This is a genomic window from Xanthomonas sp. CFBP 8443 (assembly GCF_025666195.1).
Taxonomy (GTDB): Bacteria; Pseudomonadota; Gammaproteobacteria; order Xanthomonadales; family Xanthomonadaceae; genus Xanthomonas_A.
The window spans coordinates 2521896-2548138 of sequence record NZ_CP102592.1 but is presented as its reverse complement, the minus strand read 5'-3'; the positions used below and the strand labels follow the sequence as shown (position 1 = coordinate 2548138).

The following is a 26243-nucleotide window of genomic DNA, read 5'->3' as shown; positions in this document are numbered from 1 at the left end:
CCACGCTGCGCTGGCCGCACTCGGCCGCCCTGCCGCGATGACCGCCGAACTGGCCCAGCTCGCGCTGATCCTGGCCCTGCTGCTGGCGCTGGCGCAGGGCGTGCTGCCGCTGCTCGGCGCCTGGCGCGGCGATCGCGCGTTGATGGCGGTGGCGCGGCCGGCGGCCTGCGCGCAGGCGCTGTTCGCCTGGCTGGCCTTCGCCCTGCTCGCGTATGCGCTGCTGCGCCTGGATTTCTCGGTGCGCTACGTGGCCGCCAACGCCAACCTGACGCAGCCCTGGTACTACCGGCTGGCCGCGGTGTGGGGCGCGCACGAAGGCTCGCTGCTGCTGTGGATCGCCATCCTCAATCTGTGGACGGTGCTGCTGGCGCGCAGCAGCCGGCACCTGCCGGAAGCGTTCGCCGCGCGCGTGCTCGGCGTGCTCGGCCTAGTCGCCGCCGGTTTCCTGGCCTTCGTGCTGTTCACCTCCAACCCGTTCGCGCGGCTGTCGCCGATGCCGCTGGACGGCAACGAACTCAACCCGGTGCTGCAGGATCCGGGCATGGTGTTCCATCCGCCGGTGCTCTACACCGGCTACGTCGGTTTCTCGGTGGCCTTCGCCTTCGCCATCGCCGCCCTGCTCGGCGGCGAACAACAGCAGGCCTGGGTGCGCTGGGCGCGGCCGTGGACCAATGTCGCCTGGGGCTTCCTCACCGCCGGCATCGTCGCCGGCAGCTGGTGGGCCTATGCCGAACTGGGCTGGGGCGGCTGGTGGTTCTGGGATCCGGTGGAGAACGCCAGCTTCATGCCGTGGCTGGTCGGCGCGGCGCTGATCCACACTCAGGCGGTCACCGAGAAACGCGGCGCGCTGGGTGCCTGGACCCTGCTGCTGTCGATCCTCGCCTTCTCGCTGTCGCTGCTGGGTACCTTCCTGGTGCGCTCGGGCGTGCTGACCTCGGTGCACGCCTTCGCCGCCGACCCGCGCCGCGGCCTGTACATCCTCGGCTTCCTGATCGTGGCGGTCGGCGGTGCGTTGCTGCTGTACGCGCTGCGCGCGCCGCGGCTGGCTGCTGGCAAGCCGTTCGCCGCCCTGTCGCGGGAAACCGCGATCCTGGTCGGCAACCTGATGCTGACCGTGGCCGCGGCGATGGTGCTGCTGGGGACGTTGTTCCCGCTGCTCGGCGATGCGCTGCGCTTGGGCAAGGTCTCGGTCGGCCCCCCCTACTTCGGCCTGCTGTTCCCGTTGCTGATGCTGCCGGTGGTGCTGCTGCTGCCGTTCGGCCCCTACCTGCGCTGGGGCCGGACCGAACCCGGCGCGCTGCAGGCGGTGGCCGTGCGCGCGGTGCTGGCCGCGCTGGCCTGCGCACTGGTCGCCTTCGTGCTGACCGACGGCTCGGCACGTGCGGTGGCCGGGGTCGCCGCCGCGGCGTGGATCGGCGTCGGCACCGCGCTGTACGCGTACAAACGCCTGCGCGAAGCGCCGCGCGGGCGCCGTTTCCCCGCGGAACTGGCCGGCATGTTGCTGGCCCATGCCGGCGTGGCGGTATTCGTGGCCGGCGTGCTGCTGTCGGAAAGCCTGTCGATCGAGCGCGACGTGCGCCTGGCGCCCGGGCAGAGCGAACAGATCGGCGGCTACGCGTTCCGCTTCGACGGCGTGCGCATGATCGACGGACCCAACTGGAAGGCCGAGCAAGGCACGCTGACGGTGAGCCGCGACGGTGCGACGGTGGCGGTGCTGCATCCGCAGAAGCGCCTGTATTCCAGCGAGCGGATCCAGACCGAGGCGGCGATCGATGCCGGCGTCACCCGCGACCTGTACGTCGCGCTGGGCGAGCCGATGGACGACCAGCACATCGAGAACGCCTGGACCCTGCGCCTGTACTACAAACCCTTCATCCGCTGGATCTGGCTGGGCGGCCTGTTGATGATGCTCGGCGGGTTCGTCAGCGCCTGCGCGCGCCGGCTGCGTGCGCCGCACGCGGTCGCGCACGCCCAGGGCCTGGTCGCGCCTGCCGCCCCGGCAGCGGCGGGCGCAGCGCCATGAGCCGGCTGCTGCCCCTGCTCGGCTTCCTGCTGCTGGCCGCGCTGTTCGGCTTCGGCATCTACTGGAGCCGCGCGCACGACCCGCACGAGGTGCCCTCGCCGCTGATCGGCAAACCCGCGCCGGCGTTCTCGCTGCCGCGCCTGGACGATCCCGCGCAACGCGCAGGCAGCGCCGACTTGCACGGCCGCCCCTACCTGCTCAACGTGTTCGGCAGCTGGTGCCTGGCCTGCGGCGAGGAACACCCGGTGCTGCTGGCGCACGCCAACGACCTCGGCGTCGCGCTGATCGGCTACGCCTACAAGGACGACCCGCGCGACACGCGCGCCTGGCTGGCGCACCGCGGCAATCCGTATGCGCTGGTGGTGGTCGATCAGGACGGACAGCGCGCGCTCGACTTCGGCGTCTACGGCGCCCCGGAAACCTTCCTGATCGATGCCCAGGGTGTGATCCGCTACAAGCATGTCGGCGTGCTGACCCCTGCGGTGATCGCCGACGAACTGCGCCCGGCGATCGCCGCGCTGGACGGAGCGCAGCGATGAGCGGGCCATTCGCGCGGACGCCACGCGGCCGGCCATGGACTAGACCGTGGCTGGCGTTGCTGGCCTTGCTGCTGCTCGCCCACGCCTTGCCGGCGGCGGCGCAGGCGGTGGATCCGTTGCCGTTCCAGGATCGGCAACAGGAACTGCGCTTCCAGCGCCTGACCGCGCAATTGCGCTGCCTGGTCTGCCAGAACGAGAACCTGGCCGACTCCAACGCGACGCTGGCGCGCGACCTGCGCCACCAGGTGTTCGCGCAATTGCAGGCCGGCCGCAGCGATGCGCAGATCAAGCAGTACATGGTCGATCGCTACTCGCAGTTCGTGCTCTACGACCCGCCGCTGGCGCCGGCCACCTGGCTGCTGTGGTTCGGTCCGCTGCTGTTCCTGCTCGGTGGCGCGGCCGTGGTCGTGGCCACGCTGCGGCGCCGGGCCGCCGCAGCGGCGCACGCGCCGCCGGAACAGGAGCCGGAAGAACAATGGTGACGGCCGGTTTCTGCGTCGCCGCCACGCTGATGGTGGCCGTCGCATTGAGCGCATTGCTGTGGCCGCTGCTGCGCCGGCATCCGGGCGCGCGCACGCTACGCATCGCCGCCGCGGCGCTGCTGGCAGCGACGCTGCCGCTGGCGAGCGCCGGCCTGTATCTGCTGGTCGGCGACCCGGCCGCACTTGCCGGCGTGCCCGTGCAGGCCCCACCGGCGCCCGACCCGGCCGTGGCGCAGCGGGCACTGCAGCAATGGCTGGAGAAGGCCGCCCTGGCGGTGCAATCGAAACGCAGCGCCGAAGCGCGCGACGCCTACGCGCAGGCGCTGCGAATCGATCCGGACAACAGCGACGCGCTGCTCGGCTGGGTCGAGGCGGACATGGCGCAGCAAGCCGACTTCGCCGTCGGCGCGACCGCGCACGGCATGCTCGAGCGCGTGCTCGCGCAGCAACCGGACAACCAGCGCGCCCTGTGGATGCTCGGCATCGGCGAATTCCAGCAGCACCGCTACGCCAACGCCGCGGCGCACTGGCGGCGCCTACAAGGCCTGCTGCCCGAGGCTTCCCCGCTGCGCGAGGCGGTGGCGCAGAAAATCGCCGCGGCCGAAGCGATGGCCGCGGTGCCTGCCCCCACGAGCGCTGCGACGCGCTGAAGCTGGCTCGACCGAGTGCCTTCGCCGGCGGCCGCACCTGCTCGGAGAGCGGTTTTTGATCCTGTTTCAGCGCATGTAGGCATTGAATGGCTTCGCAATGTGGGTTCGCTCCCGCATGCAAGCCTTGGATCCCAAGCCTTCCAGCCATTCGGCGCCCGAGCCTGCGAGAACCAGTCGAGGTTCCATCCCCGCGCATGCAAGCCCTGTCAGCTTCGACCCAGGAGCCCGCCGCAGGCTTGGCGAGGCGCAGCCTGGAATAGCCGCCGGCCAGCGCTAGCTGGCCGCTTTGCCGGGTTTCAGGACGCCTTCGAAGGAGTGATTGGCGGTTCTCGGACCCATGTGTCCCTTTGCAGGTGCCGCGCATCATGGCCATACCCATGCGTTGCACGCGGAAGATAGGAATGCGTATCATTAACGCGATCAGCATCCCTGCTGCCGCCACGCTCCCGCCTAGCCGATGCCAAGCCGGTGCTTTTCCCCGACAAGGCTTCCATGCATCCAGTTGCTCCCGCCCCCCTGCACGATCCCCGCGTCCCGGGCACGACCGCCACGCCGCGGCGTCCGTTGCCGCCCTGGTTGGGCGTGCTTTCGCGCAGCGTGGCGGCGATCTTCGGCGGCTATGCGCTGGCCGCGGCGACCTCTGCGCTGTTGCCGCTGCTGTGGCCGTCGCTGCGCGCGCAGGCAGTGCTGAGCGGCATGATGCTGGGCATCCTGGTCTGCGCCTGCACCGCGCTGTGGGCGTTCGCCACGCGCAGTGCGGCGCGCGCCTGGCTGGGCATTCTCGCGGTGCTGGCGCCGATGGCGCTGGCCATCGCTTGGCTGCAGCAGCACGCGCCATGAAGCAGGGATTCCGCCAGTCGATGGCCTGGCTGCATACCTGGACCGGGCTGCTGGTCGGCTGGGTGCTGCTGCTGATCTTCATGGCCGGCACCGCCAGCTATTTCCGCGACGAGATCAGCCGCTGGATGCGTCCGGAGCTGCCGCATGCGCAGCTGAGTACCGACGCCGTCGCCGCGCGCGCGATCGCGCTGCTGGAACGCGAAGCACCGCAGTCGCCGCAATGGACGGTGGCGCTGCCGGGCGCGCGTTCGTCGGTGACCCAGGTGTTCTGGCGCAATCCGCCGCCGGCCGACGGCAGCAAGCAGAGCCGCAAGCAGAGATTCGGCGACGCCTTGCTGGATCCGCTCAGCGGCCGCGCCAGCGCCGCGCGCGACACGCGCGGCGGCGACTTCTTCTATCGCCTGCACTTCGATCTGCACTACATCCCGGTGACGTGGGCGCGCTACATCGTCGGCTTCTGCGCGATGTTCATGCTGGTGGCGATCATCACCGGGGTCATCACCCACAAGAAGATCTTCAAGGACTTCTTCACCTTCCGCCCGGCCAAGGGGCAGCGCTCGTGGCTGGATTTCCACAACGTCAGTGCGGTGCTGGCCCTGCCCTACCACGCGATGATCACCTACACCGGGCTGGTCACGCTGATGCTGATGTACTTGCCGTGGGGCATCAAGGTCGCCTATCCGGATGCCGAAGCGGCGTTCTACGCCGAGGCCTTCCAGCAGCCGGAAAATACCCGCGAGGCCAGCGGCGAGCCCGGCCGGCGCCTGCCGATCGCGCGGCTGCTGGACGTGGCGCGGGCCGAATGGGGCGCGCAGGCGCAGATCGCCGGGTTCTCGCTGTACAACCCTGCCGACGCCGCGGCGGTGATCGAGATCCGCCAGGGCGGCGGTCAGCGCCTGGCCTACGATCCGCCGTCGCTGCTGCTCGACGCCGGCAACGGGCAGGTCCTGGCGCGCAGCGGCCAGCCCGGCGCCGCCGCGCAGACCCGCAGCACCTTGTACGGCCTGCACTTGGCCCACTTCGCCGGGTCCGGGCTGCGCTGGCTGTTCTTCGGGTCGGGCCTGCTCGGCTGCCTGATGGTCGCCAGCGGGGTGATCCTGTGGGCGGTCAAGGAGCGGCCCAAGCATGCCAAGGCCGGCAGGATCGGCTTCGGCCTGCGCCTGGTCGACGCGTTGAACATCGGCGCGGTGGCCGGGCTGCCGATCGCCTTCGCCGCCTATTTCTGGGGCAATCGGCTGATCCCGCTGCAGGTGGCCGAGCGTCTGGACCAGGAAGCGGCGGTGTTCTTCCTTGCCTGGGCGGCGGCGCTGCTCGCGGCCTTCGTCTGGCCCAGGCGCGCGATGTGGGCCTGGCAGTTGTACCTGGGCGCGGCCATGTTTGCGCTGCTGCCGGTGCTCAACGCGCTGACCACCGATGCGCATCTGGGCATGACGTTGCCGGCCGGCGATTGGGCGCTGGCCTCGGTGGATCTGGTGTGCTTCGGGCTGGGCTGCGCGCTGGCGGTCGCCGCGCGGCGCATGCAGCGCTGGCAGCCGCCGCTGTCGGCGGCCGAACGCCGTGCCCGCGAACGCGCGGCATCGGCGCAGCCGGCGTCGGCCGCGGCGCTGGAAGCGCAATGAGCTCGCTCGGCCTGTGTCTGGCCTTCTCCGGTTTCGTCGCGCTGTGCCTGGCGATGGAGAAACACCAGTTGGAGCTGCACGGTGCGCGCCGCGCCGCGCCGGCACGGATGCGCCAGCTGCGGATCGTCGGCTGGCTGCTGCTGGCCGCGGCGTTCGCGTGTTGCGTGACGGCGCTGGGCTGGACCATCGGCCCGGTACTGTGGCTGGGCACGCTCAGCGCCAGCGCCGCGCTGCTGACCTACGGACTGCTCCCCTATCGGCCCCGCGCCATGGTGCCGCTGGCGCTGGCCGCACCGCCGCTGGGCCTGGTCGCCGCGCTGTTGTCCTAGCGCGTCTGGCCAGCGCCACTCACTTGTCGACCCCGACGACCGGCGGACGCAGTTCCGTCGCCACGCGGGCGCCGCCGATCACCAGCAGCAGGCCCGCCGCCAGTGTGATCGCCAGGTACACCGGCACCATGCCGCCGCGCCCGCCGCGCAGGAACACCAGGCTCTCCATCATCAGCGAGGAGAACGTGGTCAGGCCACCGAGCAGGCCGACGATCAGCAGCGCCCGCCAGTACGGTGCGCTGGCGCCCTTGCCTTCGATCCAGACCAGCAGGAAGCCGCCGAAGAACGCGCCGACCAGGTTCACCGCCAGCGTGCCCCACGGAAAGCCGGCGCCGTAGCGCTGCAGCAGTGCGCTGCCGACGGCGAAACGCAGCCCGGAACCGACCGCGCCGCCGGCCATCGCCAGCAGCAGTTGCTGCCACCACAGGGCGACGTTCATGGGTGGCTCCGGCATGCGGCGGCAGCGCGTGGAAAGGCAAGGACGAAGGGCGGCATCGTGGTCTCCGAAAAAGGCGATGCCGAGGCGCAGGCCTGCCGCCCCGGCGAGGGTTGGGCAGGCATCATCAGCGCGCAGGTGCTGCGGGCGGTTCGAGGAGGAATGCCATCTCCTGGGCCCGATTATGGCCGCGGCAGCTTGGCCTTGTCAGCCCGCGCCTGCTCGCGCGCGGCGCGCAGGCGATCCAGCTTGTCCTTGAGCTTGATCTCCAGGCCGCGCTCGACCGGCCGGTAGTACACGCGCTCGCCCATCGCATCCGGAAACCCGGTCTGGTCCAGGGCGATGCCGCCCTCGGCGTCGTGGTCGTATTGATAGTGCTCGCCGTAACCGAGGTTCTTCATCAGCTTGGTCGGCGCGTTGCGCAGATGCAGCGGCACCTCCTGGGTGCCGCTCTCGCGCACTTCGGCCTTGGCCTGGTTGAAGGCGGCGTAGCCGGCGTTGGACTTGGCGGTGCTGGCCAGGTACAGCACCAGCTGCGCGAAGGCCAGTTCGCCTTCCGGGCTACCCAACCGTTCGTAGATGTCCCAGGCTTCCAGCGCCATCTGCTGCGCGCGCGGATCGGCCAGGCCGATGTCCTCGATCGCCATGCGGGTCAGGCGCCGCGCCAGGTAGGACGGATCGCAGCCGCCGTCGAGCATGCGCGTCAGCCAGTACAGCGCGGCATCCGGATTGGAACTGCGCACCGATTTGTGCAGCGCCGAGATCTGGTCGTAGAACTGCTCGCCGCCTTTGTCGAAGCGGCGGGTGCGGTCGGCCAGCACCTGCAGCAGGGTCTGCGGGGTGATCTCGCCGCCCTCGCCCTGGGCCAGTTCCGCGGCGATCTCCAGCAGGGTCAAGGCGCGCCGCACGTCGCCGTCGGCGGCGCCGGCGATCTCCAGCAGCGCCGCGTCCGACACCTGGATCGCCTCGCCGCCCAGGCCGCGCTCGCTGTCGTGCAGCGCCCGCTGCAGCGCCTCGACGATGTCCTGCGGCGACACCGGTTCCAGCACGTGCACGCGGCAGCGCGACAGCAGCGCCGAGTTCAGTTCGAACGACGGGTTCTCGGTGGTGGCGCCGACGAACAGGATGGTGCCGCGCTCGATGTGCGGCAGGAACGCATCCTGCTGCGCCTTGTTGAAGCGATGCACCTCGTCGACGAACAGCACGGTGCGGCGCCCGTCGGCGAAGCGCTGCGCGGCCTCGGCCAGCACCAGCCGCACCTCCGGCAGCCCGGACAGTACCGCCGAGATCGCCTTGAATTCGGCCTCGGCGTACTGCGCCAGCAGCAGCGCCAGCGTGGTCTTGCCGCAGCCCGGCGGCCCCCACAGGATCATCGAATGCACACGCCCGGACTCGACCGCGCGGCGCAGCGCGCTGGCCGGCGCCAGCAGGCGCTTCTGCCCGACCATCTCGTCGAGCATGCGCGGGCGCATGCGCTCGGCCAGCGGACGCATCGCATCGCGATCGACGCTCAGCAGGTCGGGGGTATCGGGGGCGAGGAGTCTGCGTTTGGCCACCTGCACATTCTATCGCCGGCGCCCGTGCGCCGCGCGTCGCGGTGCGCCTGCGCGGCGCAGACGCGGGCCGGCGCAGCGCTACAATCGCACGCCCCTCCTCCGCCGAGTGTCCGCGCCATGAGCCACCATCGCACGCTGGATGCCTTCACCCATGCGCACGACTTCCTCGGCGAGCGTCACGAACGCAATGCGCGCCGGACCTGGGCGGTGGTCGGGTTGACTGCGGCGATGATGGTGGTGGAGATCGTCGCCGGCTGGTGGACCGGATCGATGGCGCTGCTCGCCGACGGCATCCACATGGCCACCCATGCCGGCGCGCTGTCGCTGGCCGGCTTCGCCTATTGGTTCGCACGCCGCCACCGGCACAATCCGCGCTTCAGCTTCGGCACCGGCAAGGTCGGCGACCTGGCCGGGTTCTCCAGCGCGCTGATCCTGGCGCTGATCGCCCTGGGCATCGGCGTGGAGTCGGCGCTGCGCCTGGCGCAGCCGGTGCAGATCGCCTACGACGAGGCGCTGTGGATCGCCGCGCTGGGCCTGCTGGTGAACCTCCTCAGCGCCTGGATGCTCGGCGCCGACCATCACCATGGGCACGAGCACGGACATGGCCATCCGTCGCACGCGCATTCGCCCGCCCCCGCCGCGCAACGCCATGCGCATCGCCACGATCACCATCACGATCACGATCACCGCGGGCAGGAGCACGCCCATGACCATGACCATGGGCACAACCACGCGCATGCCGGCGGCGCCCACGACCGCCACGCGCACACCGACCACAACCTGCGCTCGGCCTACATGCACGTGCTGGCGGACGCGATGACCTCGGTGATGGCGATCGTCGCGCTGCTGCTGGCCAGGCAACTGGGCTGGCTGTGGCTGGATGCGTTGATGGGCATCGTCGGCGCCATCGTCATCGCGCGCTGGTCGAGCGGGCTGCTGCGCGATACCGGCGCGGTGCTGCTCGACGCCTCGGCACCGGCGGCGCTGCAGGCGCAGATCCGCGAGCGTCTGCAACAGGACGACGAGCGCATCGCCGACCTGCACGTGTGGCGGGTCGGTCCCGGCCAGCACGCGGCGATCGTGTCGCTGGTGACCCACCGGCCGCGGCCGGCGGCGTTCTACCACGCGCGCCTGCAGGGCGTGGCGACGCTGGGGCACGTCAGCATCGAAGTGCAGACCTGCCCCGATTGAGCCGGCGCGGCATGGCCGCGGCCGGCCGCGCGCGTCAGCGGTCGCCGACCACGTCCACGTCCTTGTCCGGCACGTAGCGGAAGGTGCCGGCGGCGAAGGCCGGATTGCGCTTCCAACCGCTGAAGCTGATCTCGGTGCGCTGGCCGACCGCGTCGACCACTTCCATCCTGGCCAGGCCGTTGCCGTCGAAGCCGAGCTTGGCGATCTGGAAGCTGGCCTCGGTGTCCACCTTCGGCGTCATCGACAGCCACTGCAGGCCGTCGCGGGCCACCGCTTCCTCGCTGACGTCGTACTGGCGGTCCAGCTTGCTCGGGTCGATCAGCGCGGTCAGCGGGCTGTTCTGCTCCTCGGCGCCCTGGGTGCGCACGGTGACCTGCTTCAGGTCCGGATCGTAGACCCAGACCTTGCCGCCGTCGGCGACGATCAGCTGCTCGTATGGCTTGCGGTATTCCCAGCGGAACAGGCGCGGCGCCGACAACGCGACGCGGCCGCTGGCGGTTTCCTTCAGCGCGCCCTTGCCGTCGTAGACCTTCTGCGCGAACTGCCCGTCCAGGCCCTTGAGGCCGCGGGTGAAGGTGTTCAGGTCCTCGCGCGCGCCGGCGAAGGCGCTGCCGGCCAGCAAGGCGGTGGCGAGGACGGTGTAGCGGAGTGTGCGAAGCATGCGGATGGAGTTCCGGATGGAGTGTGGGAAGTGTGCCGCGGCGAAGCTGAATAGGCGATCAGACGCAGCTGCGCTCATGGCCCGGTCTGCATGCGGCCGAGGTCGCCGTACAGGATCTGCCCGCGGAAGCCGCGCCGCACCTGTTGGTACAGCTCACGGAACGCCGCGTAGTCCTGCGGCTGGCACAGCGCCTGCGGTCCATGCACCGCGCGCCGGTGCAGCGCGTGCGTGGCGACCACGGTTTGCCCGTCGCGCACCCAGGTCGCCGTGTATTCGCCGGCGGCATTGCGGAAGCGGGTGTCGGCGGGAATCGCGATGATCGGCACGCTGTCCGGGAAGGTCAGCCGGTAGGTCTCGCTGCGCGCGTTGTCGTTGCAGTAGAACGGGGTCAGGTTGCGCTCGGCCGAGGTGGTCGCGTAGACCCCGCGCACCGAGTCGGCGCCGGGCATCTGCGGCAGGGTCATGCCGCCGACCACGCCGAAGTCGACGTAGTCGCTGGCGCGGAACCGGTAGGCGTAGCCGAACGGCTGGCTCAGGTCCTGCGGCGCGCCCTGCAGCACCAGTTCGCCGCTGCCGTCGAAGCCGGACGTGGCCAGGATCGATTCCTCGATGCGGGTGCGGTTCTGCGTGTTGAGTTGCACGAACATCGTGCGCAGGCCGATCTCGCCGATCTGGCCGCTGTCCAGCTTGGTCGTGCCGCTCAGGCTGCCGTCGGCGGCGAAGCGATAGTCGGCCTCGGCGCGGTACAGGTTCACCCGCGCGTCGTTGGGCGGGGTGCGCGCCACGGCGCCGTCCACCGTATGCAGCACCGGCACGCCCAGATCGCCCGCCGGCAACTGGCCGAAGCGCGCGTAGGGATTGGTCGAGTCCACGTACAGCTTGAACTCGGGCAGGTAGGTGATGGCGTGGTTGAAGCGGCCGAGCACCGGCACCTCGGGCAGGGTCGGCCCGCCCTCGGCGCCGATCAGCACCGGCGTGCTGGCGATGCCCTTGGCCGCCAGCAGCGCCTCCAGCACCACGGTGTGGTCCTTGCAGTCGCCGTAGTGGTTGTCGAGGATGCTGTCGGCGCTGTTCGGTTCCAGCCCGCCGTTGCCCAGGTACACCGCCACGTAGCGGATGTTGCGCGCCACCCACTCGTACAGCGCGGCCGCCTGCGCGCGGCGGTCGTCGATGCCGACGGTGATCTGCTCGGCGCGCGCGCGCACCTTGGGGGTGACCTGCGCGGCGACGCCGCTGCTGCGCTGGTAGGCCTGACCCATCTGCGACCAGCGGCGGAAGCTGCTGGCCATGATGGTCGGGCTGAATTCCCAGGTCGCCGCCGCCCAGTTCTGGCTCTTCATCGGCTCGCGGCGCTGGTAGCGCCATTCCCAGCGCGCCTGTTCGCCGTCGATCCTGGGCTTGTTGCCGCCGTCCACACCGCGCGTGTACAGGTGCATCGGCATGCGCCGCGGCGCGACCAGGGTCACCGTGGCGTCGTCGTACTGGGAAAACACGCTGAAGGTCTCCCACAGGCTGAAGTAGCCGGGGAAGTACGGCACGGTCTGGGTGCGGCGCACCCGGTACACCAGCCGCGTGCCCGGCATCAGGTTGGGGAACACCACCACCTTGACCTTGCGGTCGGCGTACATCGCCGCCGAGGCGCTGGAATAGCTTTCCTGGGTATAGATCTTGTCGGCCGGCACGTCGTGGCGCAGCCCGTCCGGGGTGATCGCGTAGGCGGCCAGCACCTCCAGCGTCTCCAGCTTCTCGCTGTAGCTCAGCCGCACCTGGCTGAACTTGTCCACGCCAGCCTTGGTCTTCAGCAGCAGCTCGTACTCGTCGGTCTCCACGCTGCTGGCGTCGTCGCGCACTTCGTAGTCGGCGCGGTAGCGCACGTAGCTGTAGTTGTTGGCGACCTCGGGCGTGGCGGCGGCCGGAGCCCGGGCGCCCGCCGTGGCGGCAGGCGTCGGCTGGGCCACGGCGGTGGCGCAGGCCGTGGCCAACAGGGCGTACAGCAGCGGGCGCAAGACCCAGGCGGTTCGGGGCATCGGCAACGGCGGCGAACGGAAGCGGCCGCCAGCGTCGCACATGTCGCGGCGCCGGGCGGCCGCCGCCAGCTCGAACCGGGATGCGGGCCGCGTCGCGCGCGTCACTTCGGCGGCGGCGGCGCCAGCACGCTGCGGTCGCCGTTATGTTCGGGCGGGCTGACCACGCCCGCCGCTTCCATCGCCTCGATCAGCCGCGCGGCGCGGTTGTAGCCGATCTTCAGCCGCCGCTGCACGCCGGAGATCGACGCGCGGCGGGTCTCGGTGACGATGCGCAGCGCCTCGTCGTACAGCGGGTCGGATTCGTCCCCTCCCCCGCTGTTGCTCTCCGGCAGGCCGGTGGCGCCGACCACGGTGCCGTCGCCCATGGTCTGCACCTCGTCGAGCACGCCCTCGATGTAGTCGGCCGGGCCGCTGGCCTTCAGGTGTTCGACCACGCGGTGCACTTCCTCGTCGCTGACGAAGGCGCCGTGCACGCGGTCGGGCATCGCCGTGCCCGGCGGCAGGTACAGCATGTCGCCGTGGCCGAGCAGGGTCTCGGCGCCGGACTGGTCGAGGATGGTGCGCGAGTCGATCTTGGAGCTGACCTGGAACGCGATGCGGGTCGGGATGTTGGCCTTGATCAGGCCGGTGATCACGTCCACCGACGGGCGCTGGGTGGCCAGGATCAGGTGGATGCCGGCCGCGCGCGCCTTCTGCGCCAGGCGCGCGATCAGCTCCTCGACCTTCTTGCCGACGATCATCATCATGTCGGCGAATTCGTCGATGAAGATGACGATGAACGGCAGCGTGTCCAGCGGCCGCGGCGCCTCGCCCAGGTCCGGGTTGGGCTTGAACAGCGGATCCATCATCGGCTGCCCGGCGTCCTGCGCGTCCTTGACCTTCTTGTTGAAGCCGGCCAGGTTGCGCACCCCGACCGTGCTCATCAGCTTGTAGCGGCGCTCCATCTCCGCCACGCACCAGCGCAGGCCGTTGGCGGCCTCCTTCATGTCGGTGACCACCGGCGCCAGCAGATGCGGGATGCCCTGGTAGACGCTCAGCTCGAGCATCTTCGGGTCGATCATCAGCATCCGCAGTTCCTTGGCCGAGGCCTTGTACAGCAGGCTCAGCACCATCGCGTTGACCGCCACCGACTTGCCCGAGCCGGTGGTGCCGGCGACCAGCAGGTGCGGCATGCGCGCCAGGTCGGCCACGGTCGGGCGGCCGGCGATGTCCTTGCCCAGGGCCAGGGTCAGCGGGCTGGCCGACTTGTCGTATTCCTTGGAGCGCAGCAGCTCGCTGAGATAGATCATCTCGCGGCTGACGTTGGGGATCTCCAGGCCGACCACCGACTTGCCCGGGATCACGTCGACCACGCGCACCGACTTCACCGACAGGCCGCGCGCGATGTCCTTGTCCAGCGAGCTGATCTGGCTGACCTTGACGCCCGGCGCCGGTTCGATCTCGAAACGGGTGATAACCGGCCCCGGATAGGCCCCGACCACCTGCGCCTCGATGCGGAAGTCCTTGAGCTTGAACTCGATCTGCCGCGACAGGGTCTCCAGGGTTTCCTCGGAATAGCCCTTGGTCTGCGGCTTGGGATCGTCGAGCAGGGCCAGCGGCGGGATGCCGGACTGGTCGCCGCCGGTGCCGTGGAACAGCGGGATCTGCTGCTCGCGCTTGGCCCGCTCGCTCTTCTCCACCACCGGCGCCGGCGGCGGCTCGATCTTGACCGGCTCGCGCTTGGCGCGCTGCACCGCATCGACCTTGCGCACTTCCTCGCGTTCCTCGCGCATGGCGCGGGTCTGCTGCCATTCGTTGGCCTGCTGGCTGCCGCGCCGCGCCAGGGTCGGCAGGGTCATCACCGCGCGGCCGATGCGCTCCATCACCGCGAACCAGGACAGCCCGGTGGCCAGGGTGATCGACCCCAGCAGCAGCACCAGCACGAACAGGTTGCTGCCCAGCGCGCCGAACCCGGCCGCCAGCGAACTGCCCACCAGCTTGCCGAGGATGCCGCCGGCGCCGGCCACGTCGCCGCTGAACAGGCGCAGGTGCAGCAGCCCGGTGGCGGCGATCAGGAAGCCGACGATGCCGACCAGGCGCAGCGCCGGGCCCAGGTCGGCCTCGCCGTCGCCATCGCTGTCCATGCCGAACAGCGCGATCCAGGAGATCGCGCCGATCACCAGCGGCAGCAGGAACGCCACGTAGCCGAACAGCTGCAGCAGCACGTCGGCGATCCAGGCGCCGAACTTGCCGCCCATGTTGTGCACCGGCGCGACCACGCTGCCGGTATGCGACCAGCCCGGATCAGTCGCCGAATAGGTGGCCAGGCTGGCCAGCAGGTACAGCAGCAGCGGCGCGATCGCGATCAGCGCCAGGTCGCGCCACAGCTTCTGCCGGCGCGGATTGGCCGCGGCGGCCTGCTTGCGTGCGGCCGCATTGGCGCCCTGGGATTTGCCGCGTTCCGGAACCTGCTTCGCCACGCTCTGACCAGACCTTAGGAATACACCGTTAGTGATTGATAATAAACGAATCGGCCTGGCATTTCAGCAGTCGGAGCCTGAACCGCCCCAGCCTCTTCCCCGGCACGCTTCGACCCTGGCGCGGCGGCACGCACGCGCGGCATCGGAAGACGGGGCGCGGGTCGCAGGCCGCAGCGTTCTCGCCACGCGGCTTGATTCATCCCAGGCCGGCCGCCACTCTATGCGACTAAGCCGGAAGCCGCGCAATGCCGCGAATCCGCCGCCATTTCACCCTCTTCGCGAGTATACATGAGCTCTTCTGCCGCCAATTCCGCCAAGCATTCCCGCCTGCTGATCCTGGGCTCCGGCCCGGCCGGCTGGACCGCCGCGGTGTACGCCGCGCGCGCCAATCTCAAGCCGGTGGTGATCACCGGCCTGCAGCAGGGCGGGCAGCTGATGACCACCACCGAAGTCGACAACTGGCCAGGCGACGCCCATGGCCTGCAGGGCCCGGACCTGATGACGCGGATGCAGGCGCATGCCGAGCGCTTCGACACCGAGGTGATCTTCGACCACATCCACACCGCCGACCTGTCGCAGCGCCCGTTCCGGCTCAGCGGCGACAGCGCCGAGTACACCTGCGACGCGCTGATCATCGCCACCGGCGCCACCGCCAAGTACCTGGGCATCCCCTCGGAAGAGGCGTTCAAGGGCCGCGGCGTGTCCGCCTGCGCCACCTGCGACGGCTTCTTCTACAAGGACCAGGACGTGGTCGTGGTCGGCGGCGGCAACACCGCCGTGGAAGAGGCCCTGTACCTGTCCAACATCGCCCGCAAGGTCTACCTGGTGCACCGCCGCGACACCCTGCGCGCGGAAAAGATCATGCAGGACAAGCTGTTCGCCAAGGTCGCCGCCGGCAAGATCGAAACCGTCTGGCACCACGCCATCGACGAGGTGCTGGGCAACGAGGCCGGCGTCACCGGGGTGCGGGTGAAGTCCACTCTGGACGGCAGCACCCGCGACCTCGACGCGCACGGCTTCTTCGTCGCCATCGGCCACCACCCCAACACGCAGCTGTTCGACGGCCAGCTGGCGATGAACAACGGCTACCTGGAGATCCGCTCCGGCCTCGGCGGCGCGGCCACCGAGACCTCGGTCCCCGGCGTGTTCGCCGCCGGCGACGTGGCCGACCAACACTACCGGCAAGCGATCACCTCGGCCGGCTTCGGCTGCATGGCCGCGCTGGATGCCGAGCGCTATCTGGACAAGGGCGCTTGACCGAATCCGGCTCCCGGGCCGCCGAGCGCTGCCGCCATGGCGTTGCGCTCGCCTGCCTGCTCGCGGCGGCGGGCGCGCTGCATGCCCAGCCCATGGCGCCGCCGCTGACCATCGGTTCGGTGGAAGCGGCGCACATGGCGTTCTGCATGTCCCCGGAGCAGGTCGATGCGCTGGCCGCGACGATGGCCGGCGGCTTGCTGGGCACCGGGGCCGACGACAGCATCAAGCTGCTGATGAGATCGATGAGCAAGTCCGTGCGCGACACCGGCGACCGCATCACGGCCGAGGCGATCGCTGGCGATGCCGGCGCTCGGGCGGTGTTCACCCGCTTTCTCGGCGAGTGCATGCTGGCTGGCATTCCGACAGCACCGCAGCGCCGCGAGCGCGCCCTGGACTGGTTGCGCAAGGACGCGGACGGCGGCGCCGCCGACGCGGCCGACACGCTTGCGGCCCTGGTCGCGCTGGGCGAGCTTCCGGGCGGCGCCAGCGAAGTGCAGCGCTTGCTGGCGGCGCGCCCGTCGCAGGCGCCGGCAGGCGCAAAGGCCGATGCCGCCGTGCAGGCCGAGGCGGCGCAGCAGCACCTAGCCCTCGCATCGGCGCTGTTGCGCGGCGCGATGAGCACGTTCTCCAGCGAACTCGGCGCCAACGCGACCGACAGCGCCCAGTTGCGCTTTCTTTACCGGCCCTGCCCGGGCTCGTTCGAATCGAGCGCCGTGCAGGCTGCGGCGCCGCCACAGCATGCCGCCGGCCTGGCCCGAGTGACGGCGCGCCTGGCGCAGCTGCCCAGGGCCGGACTCGACTGCGCCGACCCGGCACTCGCCACGGTCGTCCTGCCGCTCTCGTTCACCGTGCCGGCCCGTCCCGAACCAGCCCGGCAATGACCCAGGTACGCTGGCTGCACCGGCTCGACGAGGTCGCCGCCGCCGACTGGGACGCCCTGCACGACGGCCGCAACCCGTTCGTCGCGCATGCCTTCCTGGCCGGCCTGGAACGGCATGGCTGCCTGCGCCCGGACTGGGGCTGGAGCCCGCTGCACCTGACCTTGTGGGACGGCGACGCCCTGGTCGCCGCCGCGCCCGGCTACCTGAAGAGCAACTCGCACGGCGAGTTCGTGTTCGACCATGCCTGGGCGCACGCCTACGCACGCTACGGCCAGGACTACTTCCCGAAATGGCTGTGCGCGGTGCCGTATTCGCCGGTGACCGGGCCGCGGCTGCTGGCGCGCGACGCCGCCGGGCGTCAGACGCTGCTGGCCGCGATGCAGGCGCTGGCCCAGGCCAGCGGGCTGTCCTCGGCGCACGTGAACTTCCACGGCGCCGACGAGGATGCCGCCTTCGGCGACGACTGGCTGCCGCGCAGCGACGTGCAGTACCAGTGGCACAACGAGGCCGGCTGGACCGATTTCGACGCCTATCTCGGCGCGATGGACCACAAGCGGCGCAAGAACATCCGCCAGGAGCGGGCCAAGGTGCAGCGCGCCGGCATCGGCTTCCGCATCGTGCATGGCGACGAGGCCAGCGCGGACGACCTGCAGGCGATGTATGGCTTCTACCTGCGCACCTTCGAGGACTACGGCAATTCGCCGGCGCTGACCCTGGAGTTTTTCTCGCATCTTGCGCGAGAAATGCCGCGTAACTTTTTGATATTCCTAGCCATGCAGGACGGCGCACCTGTGGCCGGCGCCTTGTGCCTGCGCGGTGGTGACACCTTGTACGGCCGCTACTGGGGCGGCGACGCCCTGCCCGGCCTGCATTTCGAGACCTGCTATTACCAGGGCATCGACTACTGCCTGCGCGAAGGCCTGACGCGTTTCGAACCCGGCGCACAGGGCGAGCACAAGATCGCCCGCGGCTTCCTGCCGCGGCTGGTGCGCAGCCGCCACTGGATCGCCGATCCGGGCTTCCGCGCGCCGCTGGCCGACTGGTGCGCGGAAGAGCGCGAGGCGGTGCGCCAGCACGCGGCAACGCTGTTGCGGCACTCGCCGTTCCGCCAGGACTGAAGCGGCGCCCGATCGGCTACGCTGCGCCCGATGCGCCGTCTCCCCGCCCTGCTCGCCGCCGACCCAGCCGCCCCGTTCCCGCCCGCGGCGGGCGCGCTGCGCGAACCGGAAGGCCTGCTCGCGATCGGCGGCGATTTGACCCCCACGCGCCTGCTCAACGCCTACGCGCACGGCATCTTCCCGTGGTACTCGGACGGCGATCCGATCATGTGGTGGAGCCCAGACCCGCGCGTCCTGTTCCACAGCGACGGGGTGCGGCTGTCCTCGCGCTTCCGCCGTTCGCTGCGCCGCTCGCCATGGCAGGTACGCGCCGATACCGCGTTCGCGCAGGTGATGCAGGCCTGTGCGCAGGCGCCGCGCCGCGGCCAGGACGGCACCTGGATCACCGCCGAGATGCGCGCCGCCTACCTCGCCCTGCACCTTGCCGGGTACGCGCACTCGGTGGAAGTGTTCGACGGCGAGGACCTGGTCGGCGGCATCTACGGGGTGGCGCGCGGACGCATGTTCTTCGGCGAGAGCATGTTCAGCGCCCGCAGCGGCGGCTCCAAGGTGGCGCTGGCGGCGCTGGCCCGGCGCCTGCACGGCTGGGGCTGGCCGCTGATCGACGCCCAGGTCGAGAACGACCACCTGCTCAGCCTCGGCGCGGAGCGCTGGCCACGGGCCGCCTTCCTCGAGGCGATCGCCGCGCTGGTCGCCGATCCCGTCCCTGCCGGCCCGTGGACGCGGAATTTCGGCGAACTGGCGGCCGCGGAACTGGCCTTGCCCTGAGCGGGGTTAACGCAAACTTTGCATGCGGCGGCCGAGGCGAGTAAAATCCTCGCTCTTAAGGCCTTTGGCCGCACGCGAAATCGCACAGGAATACATGTCGAAAGACGACTCCATCGAATTCGAAGGCACCGTCAGCGAGACGTTGCCCAATACCACCTTCCGGGTCAAGCTGGAAAACGGGCACGAGATCATCGCCCACATCTCCGGACGCATGCGCAAGAACTACATCCGCATCCTGACCGGCGACCGGGTGAAGGTCGAGATGACCCCGTACGACCTGACCAAGGGCCGTATCACCTACCGCATGAAGTGATCGCCTCGCAGCGGTTGTGAGAAAGGCGGCCATGGGCCGCCTTCTCGTCTGAATCGGTGACATCGCGAGGCGACTGCAGGTGCTGCAGCCGCCTTTTGTCGTGCCTGGCGTTCTAGCGAATCGCCGGCCCCGGCCTCATTCCACGGTCGCCGGCAGCAGGCGCTCCGGCTCGGCCTGGGTCTCCACCACCAGCTCGCCGTCGCGCACGTCGATGGTGACGCGGCCGCCGCCGACCAGCTTGCCGAACAGCAGCTCGTCCGCCAGCGGGCGCTTGACCTTGTCCTGGATCACCCGCGCCATCGGCCGCGCGCCCATCAGCGGGTCGAAGCCGTGCTGGGCCAGCCAGTCGCGCGCGGTCGGGGTGGCCGACAGCGACACGTGCTTCTCCTGCAGCAGCATCTCCAGTTCGATGATGAACTTGTCGACCACGCGCAGGATGTGGCTGAACGCCAGCGGCTGGAACTGCACCACCGCGTCCAGGCGGTTGCGGAACTCCGGGGTGAAGCTGCGGCGGATGGTTTCCATCGCGTCGGTGGAATGGTCCTGCTTGGTGAAGCCGATCGAGCGCCGCGAGGCCTGGGTGGCACCGGCATTGGTGGTCATCACCAGGATCACGTTCTTGAAGTTGGCTTCGCGGCCGTTGGTGTCGGTCAGCACGCCGCGGTCCATGACCTGCAACAGGATGTTGAAGATGTCCGGATGCGCCTTCTCGACCTCGTCCAGCAGCAGCACGCAGTGCGGGGTCTTGACGATCTTCTCGGTCAGCAGCCCGCCCTGGTCGAAGCCGACATAGCCCGGAGGCGCGCCGATCAGGCGGCTGATCGAATGCGGCTCCATGTACTCGGACATGTCGAAGCGCACCAGTTCGATGCCCAGCTGCAGCGCCAGCTGCTTGGTCACCTCGGTCTTGCCGACGCCGGTGGGACCGGAGAACAGGAAGTTGCCGATCGGCTTCTCCGGATTGGCCAGGCCCGAACGCGCCAGCTTGATCGACGAGGCCAGCGTCTCGATCGCCGGATCCTGGCCGAAGATCACCATCTTCAGGTTGCGCTCCAGGTGCTGCAGCACGTCCTTGTCGGTGGCGCTGACCTGCTTGGCCGGGATCCGCGCCATCTTGGCGACGATGGTCTCGATCTCCTCGATGTCGATCAGCTCCTTGCGCACGCCCTGCGGCAGCAGCCGCTGGCGCGCGCCGGCCTCGTCCATCACGTCGATCGCCTTGTCCGGCAGCAGGCGGTCGCCGATGTGCTTGACTGACAGGTCCACCGCCGCCTGCAGCGCGTCGTCGGCGTAGGTCACGCCGTGATGCGCCTCGTACTTGGGCTTGAGCCCCTGCAGGATCTCGAAGGTCTCGCCGACGGTCGGCTCGACGATGTCGATCTTCTGGAAGCGCCGCGCCAGCGCACGGTCCTTCTCGAAGATGCCGCGGTATTCCTGGAAGGTGGTCGAACCGATGCAGCGCAGATCGCCGGAGGCCAGCGCCGGCTTGATCAGGTTGGACGCATCCATGGTGCCGCCCGACGCCGAGCCGGCGCCGATGATGGTGTGGATCTCGTCGATGAACAGCACCGCGTTGGGCACCTTCTTCAGCGCGGTCAGCACGCCCTTCAGGCGCTTTTCGAAGTCGCCGCGGTACTTGGTGCCGGCGACCAGGGCGCCCAGGTCCAGCGAGTAGATGACCGCGTCCGCCAGTACTTCGGGCACGCTGCCTTCGACGATGCGCTTGGCCAGGCCCTCGGCGATCGCGGTCTTGCCGACGCCGGCCTCACCCACGTACAGCGGGTTGTTCTTGCGCCGGCGGCACAGCACCTGGATGGTGCGCTCGATCTCGTCGGCACGGCCGACCAGCGGGTCGATGCGGCCGTTGCGCGCCTGCTCGTTCAGGTTGCTGGCGTACTCGGCCAGCGCGTCGCCCTTGGCTTCGCCCTCGCCCGCTTCGCCCTTGGGCTCGCCGTCGGACGGTGCCGGGCTCTCGCCCTCCTCGCCCAGCTTGGCGATGCCATGCGACAGGTAGTTGACGATGTCGAGCCGGGTGATGTCCTGCTGATTCAGGAAATACACCGCATGCGAGTCCTTTTCGCCGAAGATCGCGACCAACACGTTGGCGCCGGTGACCTCCTTCTTGCCCGAGGACTGCACGTGGTAGACCGCCCGCTGCAACACCCGCTGGAAGCCCAGCGTGGGTTGCGTATCGCGGCCATCGTCTTCGGCCAGGCGCGACACCGAGGCCTCGATCGCCTGCTCCAGTTCGCCGCGCAAGCGCTCGGCGTCGGCGCCGCAGGCCTTGAGCACCGCCTGCGCCGAGGGGTTGTCGAGCAATGCCAACAACAGGTGTTCGACCGTCATGAATTCATGGCGGGCTTCCCGGGCGCGCTTGTAGCACTGGCCGATGGTTTGCTCGAGATCTTTGCTGAACATGGTTCACTCCGACGTCTGATACCAACAATATGCGGCTGGAGTTGCGGATTTCCACAACCCTATCGGATCAGTGTGTTCAGACCGCGTTAGTCCGGGCAGACCGGTGACCGACGCCTACCAATATCAGGCTTTTTCCATCGTGCACAACAGCGGATGCTGGTTCATCCGGGAAAACTCGTTCACCTGAGCCACCTTGGATTCAGCCACTTCGCGGGTATAGACCCCGCAAACGCCGCGGCCGCGGGTATGCACATGCAGCATCACCTGCGTGGCCCGTTCCAGGTCCAGCGAGAAAAACTGCTGCAACACGGTCACCACGAAGTCCATCGGGGTGTAATCGTCGTTCAGCAACAGCACTTGGTACATCGGCGGGCGGGCGACTTCGGGCTTGCCGGTCTCCACCATGACGCCGTGATCGTGATCTGAAGAATTCTTGCGAGGCATGCGCCAATTATATACGGCGGCTGTCGGCCCGGATTGGACGATCGCCGATCCTGCCCGCACAATTCCCCTTCTTTGACGGCGCAACGCATGCATTCGACGACTTTCCGTACGGCCGCCCTGCTCGCCGCGCTCCTGGCCGGTACCGTCGCGCCGGCATTGGCCGCGCCCGACCAGGCGCTGGGCAAGCGCCTGCAGGCGATGGGTTACGACGTCCAGGCCGATGCCGACGGCGACTACCAGTTGCTGTTCGGGCTGCGCGAGCAGGGCCGCGAGCGCCAGCAACTGATCTACGTGCGCTCGCCTGTGGAGACCTTCGGCAGCCACCGCATCCGCGAGATCTGGTCGCCGGCCTACCAGGCCAAGGGCGGCACCTTGCCGGCGGCGGTCGCCAACCGCCTGCTGGAAGACGCGCAGGCCGACATCCTCGGCGGCTGGGTGCGCCAGGGCGGCACCGCGGTGTTCGTGGTCAAGCTCGCCGCCGATGCCGACGACACCGCGTTGCGCGAGGCGCTGGAAGCGGCGGCGCGCGGCGCCGACGCGATGGACGCCGAACTCAACGCCGGCAAGGACGCGTTCTGATGGCGCTGGCCCCCGGCCCCTGGCAGCCCGACGTGACCGTGGCCACGGTGGTGGTCCGCGACGGCCGCCTGCTGCAGGTGGAGGAATCCATCGCCGGCACACTCGTGCTGAACCAGCCGGCCGGGCATCTGGAGCCGGACGAGAGCCTGCTGCAGGCGGCGCTGCGCGAGACGCTGGAGGAAACCGGCTGGCAGGTGCGGCTGACCGCGTTCATCGGCGCCTACCAGTGGAAGGCCGACAACGGCCGCCACTACCTGCGCTTCGCCTTCGCCGCCGACCCGCTCGCGCACGACCCGCAGCGGCCATTGGACGAAGGCATCGTGCGCGCGCTGTGGATGACCCCGGCCGAGCTGGAGGCCGCCGCGCCGCGCTGGCGCAGCCCGCTGGTGTGGCAGGTGGCCGCCGATTTCCTCGCCGGCAAGCGCTATCCGCTGGACCTGGTGCGGCAGCTGGCATGAGCGGCGCACGGATCATGGTCGGCGTCTCCGGCGGCGTGGATTCGTCGGTGGCGGCCTGGCAGCTGGTGCAGCAAGGCGCCGACGTGGCCGGCCTGTTCATGCAGAACTGGGCCGACGACGGCAGCGGCGACTGCCGCGCCGAGGACGACCGCCGCGACGCGGTGGCGGTGTGCGGCCTGCTCGGCATGCCGTTCCACTTCCGCGACTTCTCGCAGGAATACTGGCAGGGCGTGTTCGCGCATTTCCTGGCCGAGTACGCCGCCGGGCGCACGCCCAACCCGGACGTACTGTGCAACCGCGAGGTCAAGTTCAAGCATTTCCTGGATGCGGCGCGCGCGCTGGGCGCCGAGCGCATCGCCACCGGCCACTACGCCCGGGTCGCCTTCGCCGACGGCCGTTGGCGGCTGCTGCGCGGCGTGGACCGCAACAAGGACCAGAGCTATTTCCTGCACCAGCTCGGCCAGGCGCAGCTGGCCGCGACCCTGTTCCCGGTCGGCGAGCTGCCCAAGGAGCAGGTGCGGCGCATCGCCCGCGAGGCCGGCCTGCCGACCCACGCGAAGAAGGACTCCACCGGCATCTGCTTCATCGGCGAGCGCGACTTCCGTGAGTTCCTCGGCCGCTACCTGCCGGCCCGGCGCGGCGAGATCCGCGATCCGCACGAGCAGGTCGTGGCCGAGCACCCCGGCGTGTTCTATTTCACCCTGGGCCAGCGCGAAGGCCTGAACATCGGCGGCGTGCGCGGGCGCGCGGCGGCGCCGTGGTACGTGGTCGGCAAGGACGTGGCGCGCAACGTGCTGTACGTGGATCAGGATCGCGACAGCCCGCATTTGATGTCCGCGCAGCTGCACTCGGAAACCGCGCACTGGATCGCCGGGTCGCCGCCGGCGCGGCGCTTCGACTGCACCGCACAGACCCGCTACCGCCAGGCCGACGAGCCTTGCACGGTCGAGGTCGGCGACGACGGCACCCTGGCGGTGCGTTTCGCGCGGCCGCAGCGTGCCGTCACCCCCGGCCAGTCGCTGGTGCTGTATCAGGGCGACGACTGCCTGGGCGGCGCCGTGATCGCCACCACCGATGCCCCGCTGGAACGCCGCCTGGCGCAGCAGCACCCCGCACTACACGAGGAAACCATCCGATGACCGATTCCATGGACGCGCGCGTACTGGCGCTGGCCGGCGTTGCCCAGGCCCTGCAGCAGGTCCGCCGCATCGCCGAGACCGGGCAGTCGGAGGCGTCGCTGGTGCGGACCCTGCTCGACAGCGTGTTCCGCACCGACGCCGCCACCCCGGAGGCGGTCTACGGCCGCGCCGGCGACGTGGCGCCGGGGCTGCGCCTGCTGCACAACTATTTCCGCAACCAGGGCCAGGACGAGGCGCTGCCGCGGCTGGCGCTGGCGGTGCTGCAACTGGAGCGGCGCTTCGTGCGCGACACCGAGACCAGCGCCAAGGTCACCGACGGCATCGCCCGGATCGCGCCGATGCTGGACGAACACGCCGACAGCGCGCACCCGGAGGTGATCGGCGCGCTGGGCCAGCTGTATGCCGACACCATCAGCCACCTGCGCCCGCGGGTGATGGTGCAGGGCAACCCGCACTACCTGGGCCAGGCCGGGGTGGTCGCCGAGATCCGCGCGCTGCTGCTGGCGGCGATGCGCTCGGCGGTGCTGTGGCGACAGATGGGCGGCAGCCTGTGGGACTTCCTGCTGGCCAAGCGGCGCATGCTCGAGGCGGTGGACCGGGCGCTGCGCTGAGCGCGGGCGCCGCCGGGTCTTGCGCTTCTCGACGCAGGGCACGTTTCGCAATGCGGACACGATCGACGCCACACCGCGGCTAAAGACCGAGGGGGTACGGCCGATACAGCAATCGTGAATCTGCCGAGAACGTCCATGTACTCACGCCTCCTAATCCGTCTGGCCGCCCCGCTCGCCCTGACGCTGCTGTTCCCCATCGCCGCCGGTTTCGATTGGCCGGCCCCGGTCCGTTGGGCCATCCTCACCACGATGACGTTGAGCTGGCTGGGCTTTGCCGCCTGGACAGCCTACAGCCAGAGCCGGCGATCGCCGGAGCAGTCCAAGATCATGCGCGAGCAGGATCAGCTGCTGTCGGAACTGCGCAACTTCGTCGGCAACGAGATCGACGGCTCGCGCAGCGAGATCGAACGGGCCCGCGAACTGATCCGCCAGGCGGTCAGCGGCCTGGGCGGCAGCTTCGAGGCGATGAACCGCAAGTCGCGGCAGCAGAGCGTGGCGCTGGCCCGGATCGTGGACCGCGCCGGCGACGACGGCGGTGCCGGGGTCGACGTGGCGCGCTTCGCCCAGCACGCCAGCCAGCGCATGGAGCAACTGGTCGAGGCGCTGGAACAGGTCAGCGGCCAGAGCAGCGCCACGGTGCACTACATCGACGACATGTCGCAGCACCTGGATGGCATCTTCGCGCTGCTGGAGGACGTCAAGTCGATCGCCGACCAGACCAATCTGTTGGCGTTGAACGCGGCGATCGAAGCGGCGCGTGCCGGCGAGGCGGGCCGCGGCTTCGCGGTGGTGGCCGACGAGGTGCGCAACCTGTCCGAACGCTCGACCACCTTCAACGAGCAGATCCGCAAGCTGGCGCACAGCTCCAAGGACGCCATCGCCAAGGTCCGCGAGACGGTCTCGCACATGGCCTCGCGCGACATGGACCGCTCCCGCGAGGCGCGTGCCGAGGCCGCGTCGATGCTGGACAACGTGGCGGCGATCAACAACTCGCTGGGCGAAGGCATGCGCGAGATCTCCGAGTGCGGCCGCGCCATCGACAGCAGCGTCGCCGAAGCGGTGCGCGCCCTGCAGTTCGAGGACATCGCGACCCAGGCTCTGGGCGGCGTGCATACCCACCTGGACCGCCTGACCGCGATCAACCGCGAGGCCGTGGCCCTGCAGGAACTGCTGCATCGCAACGGCGGCGTGTTCGACAGCGAGCTGGTCGAGGCCCTGCAGCGCGTCGGCAGCCGCCTGCGCGAGATGCGCGTGGAGTGGGAGCGTCCGCCGCACAAGCCGGTGGCGCAGCAGGGCATGGGCGCCGGCACGGTCGAGTTGTTCTGACCGAGGCCGTGTTCCCCGCCGCATCATGAAGCGACCAGTCCCCGGCCCCGGCCGGGGCTTGTCGTATCCGCCCTTCCCCGCCCGGCCGAGTCGATGCCTTTCCAGTCCCAGCCCCGAGT

Annotated in this window: 25 protein-coding genes and 1 riboswitch; of the genes, 18 read left to right on the top strand and 7 right to left on the bottom strand. The window is 69.9% G+C overall.

Annotated features, from left to right (window positions below; all coding sequences use genetic code 11):
- Positions 1-37 precede the first annotated feature (37 nt).
- The 7 genes from NUG20_RS10845 (at position 38) to NUG20_RS10815 (ending at position 6482) form a co-directional block, all read left to right on the top strand.
- Positions 38-2023, top strand: coding sequence for a heme lyase CcmF/NrfE family subunit (locus tag NUG20_RS10845; protein ID WP_263398312.1), 1986 nt, complete (start codon positions 38-40; stop codon positions 2021-2023).
- Complete coding sequence (locus NUG20_RS10840; protein ID WP_263398311.1) at positions 2020-2562, top strand: DsbE family thiol:disulfide interchange protein; 543 nt, start codon at positions 2020-2022, stop codon at positions 2560-2562. Before NUG20_RS10845 ends, NUG20_RS10840 begins: the two co-directional genes overlap by 4 nt.
- The gene (locus NUG20_RS10835) at positions 2559-3044 is read left to right on the top strand and encodes a cytochrome c-type biogenesis protein (protein WP_263398310.1); all 486 of its coding nucleotides are present in this window, start codon (positions 2559-2561) and stop codon (positions 3042-3044) included. Before NUG20_RS10840 ends, NUG20_RS10835 begins: the two co-directional genes overlap by 4 nt.
- Complete coding sequence (locus NUG20_RS10830) at positions 3038-3694, top strand: tetratricopeptide repeat protein (RefSeq protein ID WP_263398309.1); 657 nt, start codon at positions 3038-3040, stop codon at positions 3692-3694. Before NUG20_RS10835 ends, NUG20_RS10830 begins: the two co-directional genes overlap by 7 nt.
- A 492-nt stretch (positions 3695-4186) precedes the next feature.
- Complete coding sequence (locus NUG20_RS10825) at positions 4187-4534, top strand: DUF3649 domain-containing protein (RefSeq protein ID WP_263398308.1); 348 nt, start codon at positions 4187-4189, stop codon at positions 4532-4534.
- The gene (locus NUG20_RS10820) at positions 4531-6153 is read left to right on the top strand and encodes a PepSY-associated TM helix domain-containing protein (protein WP_263398307.1); all 1623 of its coding nucleotides are present in this window, start codon (positions 4531-4533) and stop codon (positions 6151-6153) included. Before NUG20_RS10825 ends, NUG20_RS10820 begins: the two co-directional genes overlap by 4 nt.
- Complete coding sequence (locus NUG20_RS10815; protein ID WP_263398306.1) at positions 6150-6482, top strand: DUF3325 domain-containing protein; 333 nt, start codon at positions 6150-6152, stop codon at positions 6480-6482. Before NUG20_RS10820 ends, NUG20_RS10815 begins: the two co-directional genes overlap by 4 nt.
- A gap of 19 nt (positions 6483-6501) precedes the next feature.
- Here the strand turns inward: NUG20_RS10815 and crcB are convergent, their stop codons facing one another.
- Together crcB and NUG20_RS10805 are read right to left on the bottom strand one after the other, a co-directional pair.
- Positions 6502-6921, bottom strand: coding sequence for a fluoride efflux transporter CrcB (crcB, locus tag NUG20_RS10810; protein ID WP_263398305.1), 420 nt, complete (start codon positions 6919-6921; stop codon positions 6502-6504).
- A 108-nt stretch (positions 6922-7029) separates the two neighbouring features.
- Positions 7030-7100: riboswitch (Fluoride riboswitch) on the bottom strand.
- Positions 7101-8411, bottom strand: a complete 1311-nt coding sequence (locus NUG20_RS10805) for a replication-associated recombination protein A (protein ID WP_263398456.1) — start codon at positions 8409-8411, stop codon at positions 7101-7103.
- Positions 8412-8591: 180 nt separating this feature from the next.
- Here NUG20_RS10805 and dmeF point away from each other — a divergent pair, with 180 nt between their 5' ends.
- Positions 8592-9665, top strand: coding sequence for a CDF family Co(II)/Ni(II) efflux transporter DmeF (gene dmeF, locus NUG20_RS10800; protein WP_263398304.1), 1074 nt, complete (start codon positions 8592-8594; stop codon positions 9663-9665).
- A gap of 34 nt (positions 9666-9699) precedes the next feature.
- Here dmeF and lolA read toward each other — a convergent pair whose 3' ends face one another.
- From lolA to NUG20_RS10785, 3 genes are all read right to left on the bottom strand, one after another.
- The gene (gene lolA, locus NUG20_RS10795; RefSeq protein ID WP_263398303.1) at positions 9700-10326 is read right to left on the bottom strand and encodes an outer membrane lipoprotein periplasmic chaperone LolA; all 627 of its coding nucleotides are present in this window, start codon (positions 10324-10326) and stop codon (positions 9700-9702) included.
- Positions 10327-10400: 74 nt separating this feature from the next.
- Positions 10401-12353, bottom strand: coding sequence for a DUF3857 domain-containing transglutaminase family protein (locus NUG20_RS10790; RefSeq protein WP_263398302.1), 1953 nt, complete (start codon positions 12351-12353; stop codon positions 10401-10403).
- Between the two features lie 101 nt (positions 12354-12454).
- Positions 12455-14812 carry a DNA translocase FtsK gene (locus tag NUG20_RS10785; protein ID WP_263398301.1) on the bottom strand — a complete coding sequence of 786 codons (2358 nt, stop codon included), beginning with the start codon at positions 14810-14812 and terminating at the stop codon, positions 12455-12457.
- A gap of 288 nt (positions 14813-15100) precedes the next feature.
- Here NUG20_RS10785 and trxB point away from each other — a divergent pair, with 288 nt between their 5' ends.
- The 5 genes from trxB to infA all read left to right on the top strand — a co-directional run bounded on the left by trxB (position 15101) and on the right by infA (position 19149).
- Entirely contained in the window at positions 15101-16069 is a 969-nt protein-coding gene (gene trxB / locus NUG20_RS10780; RefSeq protein WP_263398300.1) for a thioredoxin-disulfide reductase, read from the top strand.
- On the top strand, positions 16066-16950 hold the full coding sequence (locus tag NUG20_RS10775; protein ID WP_263398299.1) for a hypothetical protein: 885 nt from the start codon (positions 16066-16068) through the stop codon (positions 16948-16950). Before trxB ends, NUG20_RS10775 begins: the two co-directional genes overlap by 4 nt.
- Positions 16947-18068 carry a GNAT family N-acetyltransferase gene (locus NUG20_RS10770; protein WP_263398298.1) on the top strand — a complete coding sequence of 374 codons (1122 nt, stop codon included), beginning with the start codon at positions 16947-16949 and terminating at the stop codon, positions 18066-18068. Before NUG20_RS10775 ends, NUG20_RS10770 begins: the two co-directional genes overlap by 4 nt.
- A gap of 30 nt (positions 18069-18098) precedes the next feature.
- A complete protein-coding gene (gene aat, locus NUG20_RS10765) occupies positions 18099-18836 on the top strand; it encodes a leucyl/phenylalanyl-tRNA--protein transferase (RefSeq protein WP_263398297.1) in 738 nt (245 codons plus the stop codon).
- A gap of 94 nt (positions 18837-18930) precedes the next feature.
- Complete coding sequence (gene infA, locus NUG20_RS10760; protein ID WP_004425677.1) at positions 18931-19149, top strand: translation initiation factor IF-1; 219 nt, start codon at positions 18931-18933, stop codon at positions 19147-19149.
- 135 nt (positions 19150-19284) lie between these two features.
- Here the strand turns inward: infA and clpA are convergent, their stop codons facing one another.
- A complete protein-coding gene (gene clpA / locus NUG20_RS10755; RefSeq protein ID WP_263398296.1) occupies positions 19285-21567 on the bottom strand; it encodes an ATP-dependent Clp protease ATP-binding subunit ClpA in 2283 nt (760 codons plus the stop codon).
- Between the two features lie 123 nt (positions 21568-21690).
- A complete protein-coding gene (gene clpS / locus NUG20_RS10750; protein ID WP_263109329.1) occupies positions 21691-22011 on the bottom strand; it encodes an ATP-dependent Clp protease adapter ClpS in 321 nt (106 codons plus the stop codon).
- 87 nt (positions 22012-22098) lie between these two features.
- On the opposite strand from clpS, the gene NUG20_RS10745 reads away from it, so the two are divergent.
- From NUG20_RS10745 to NUG20_RS10725, 5 genes are all read left to right on the top strand, one after another.
- Entirely contained in the window at positions 22099-22590 is a 492-nt protein-coding gene (locus NUG20_RS10745) for a hypothetical protein (RefSeq protein WP_263398295.1), read from the top strand.
- On the top strand, positions 22590-23048 hold the full coding sequence (locus NUG20_RS10740) for an NUDIX hydrolase (protein WP_263398294.1): 459 nt from the start codon (positions 22590-22592) through the stop codon (positions 23046-23048). The genes NUG20_RS10745 and NUG20_RS10740 overlap by 1 nt, the downstream gene beginning before the upstream one ends.
- Positions 23045-24187, top strand: coding sequence for a tRNA 2-thiouridine(34) synthase MnmA (gene mnmA, locus NUG20_RS10735; protein ID WP_263398293.1), 1143 nt, complete (start codon positions 23045-23047; stop codon positions 24185-24187). The genes NUG20_RS10740 and mnmA overlap by 4 nt, the downstream gene beginning before the upstream one ends.
- Positions 24184-24798, top strand: a complete 615-nt coding sequence (gene hflD, locus NUG20_RS10730; RefSeq protein WP_263398292.1) for a high frequency lysogenization protein HflD — start codon at positions 24184-24186, stop codon at positions 24796-24798. Before mnmA ends, hflD begins: the two co-directional genes overlap by 4 nt.
- Positions 24799-24933: 135 nt before the next feature.
- Positions 24934-26124 (top strand): methyl-accepting chemotaxis protein, encoded by a 1191-nt coding sequence (locus NUG20_RS10725; protein ID WP_263398291.1) that lies wholly within the window; start codon positions 24934-24936, stop codon positions 26122-26124.
- Positions 26125-26243: the final 119 nt, after the last annotated feature.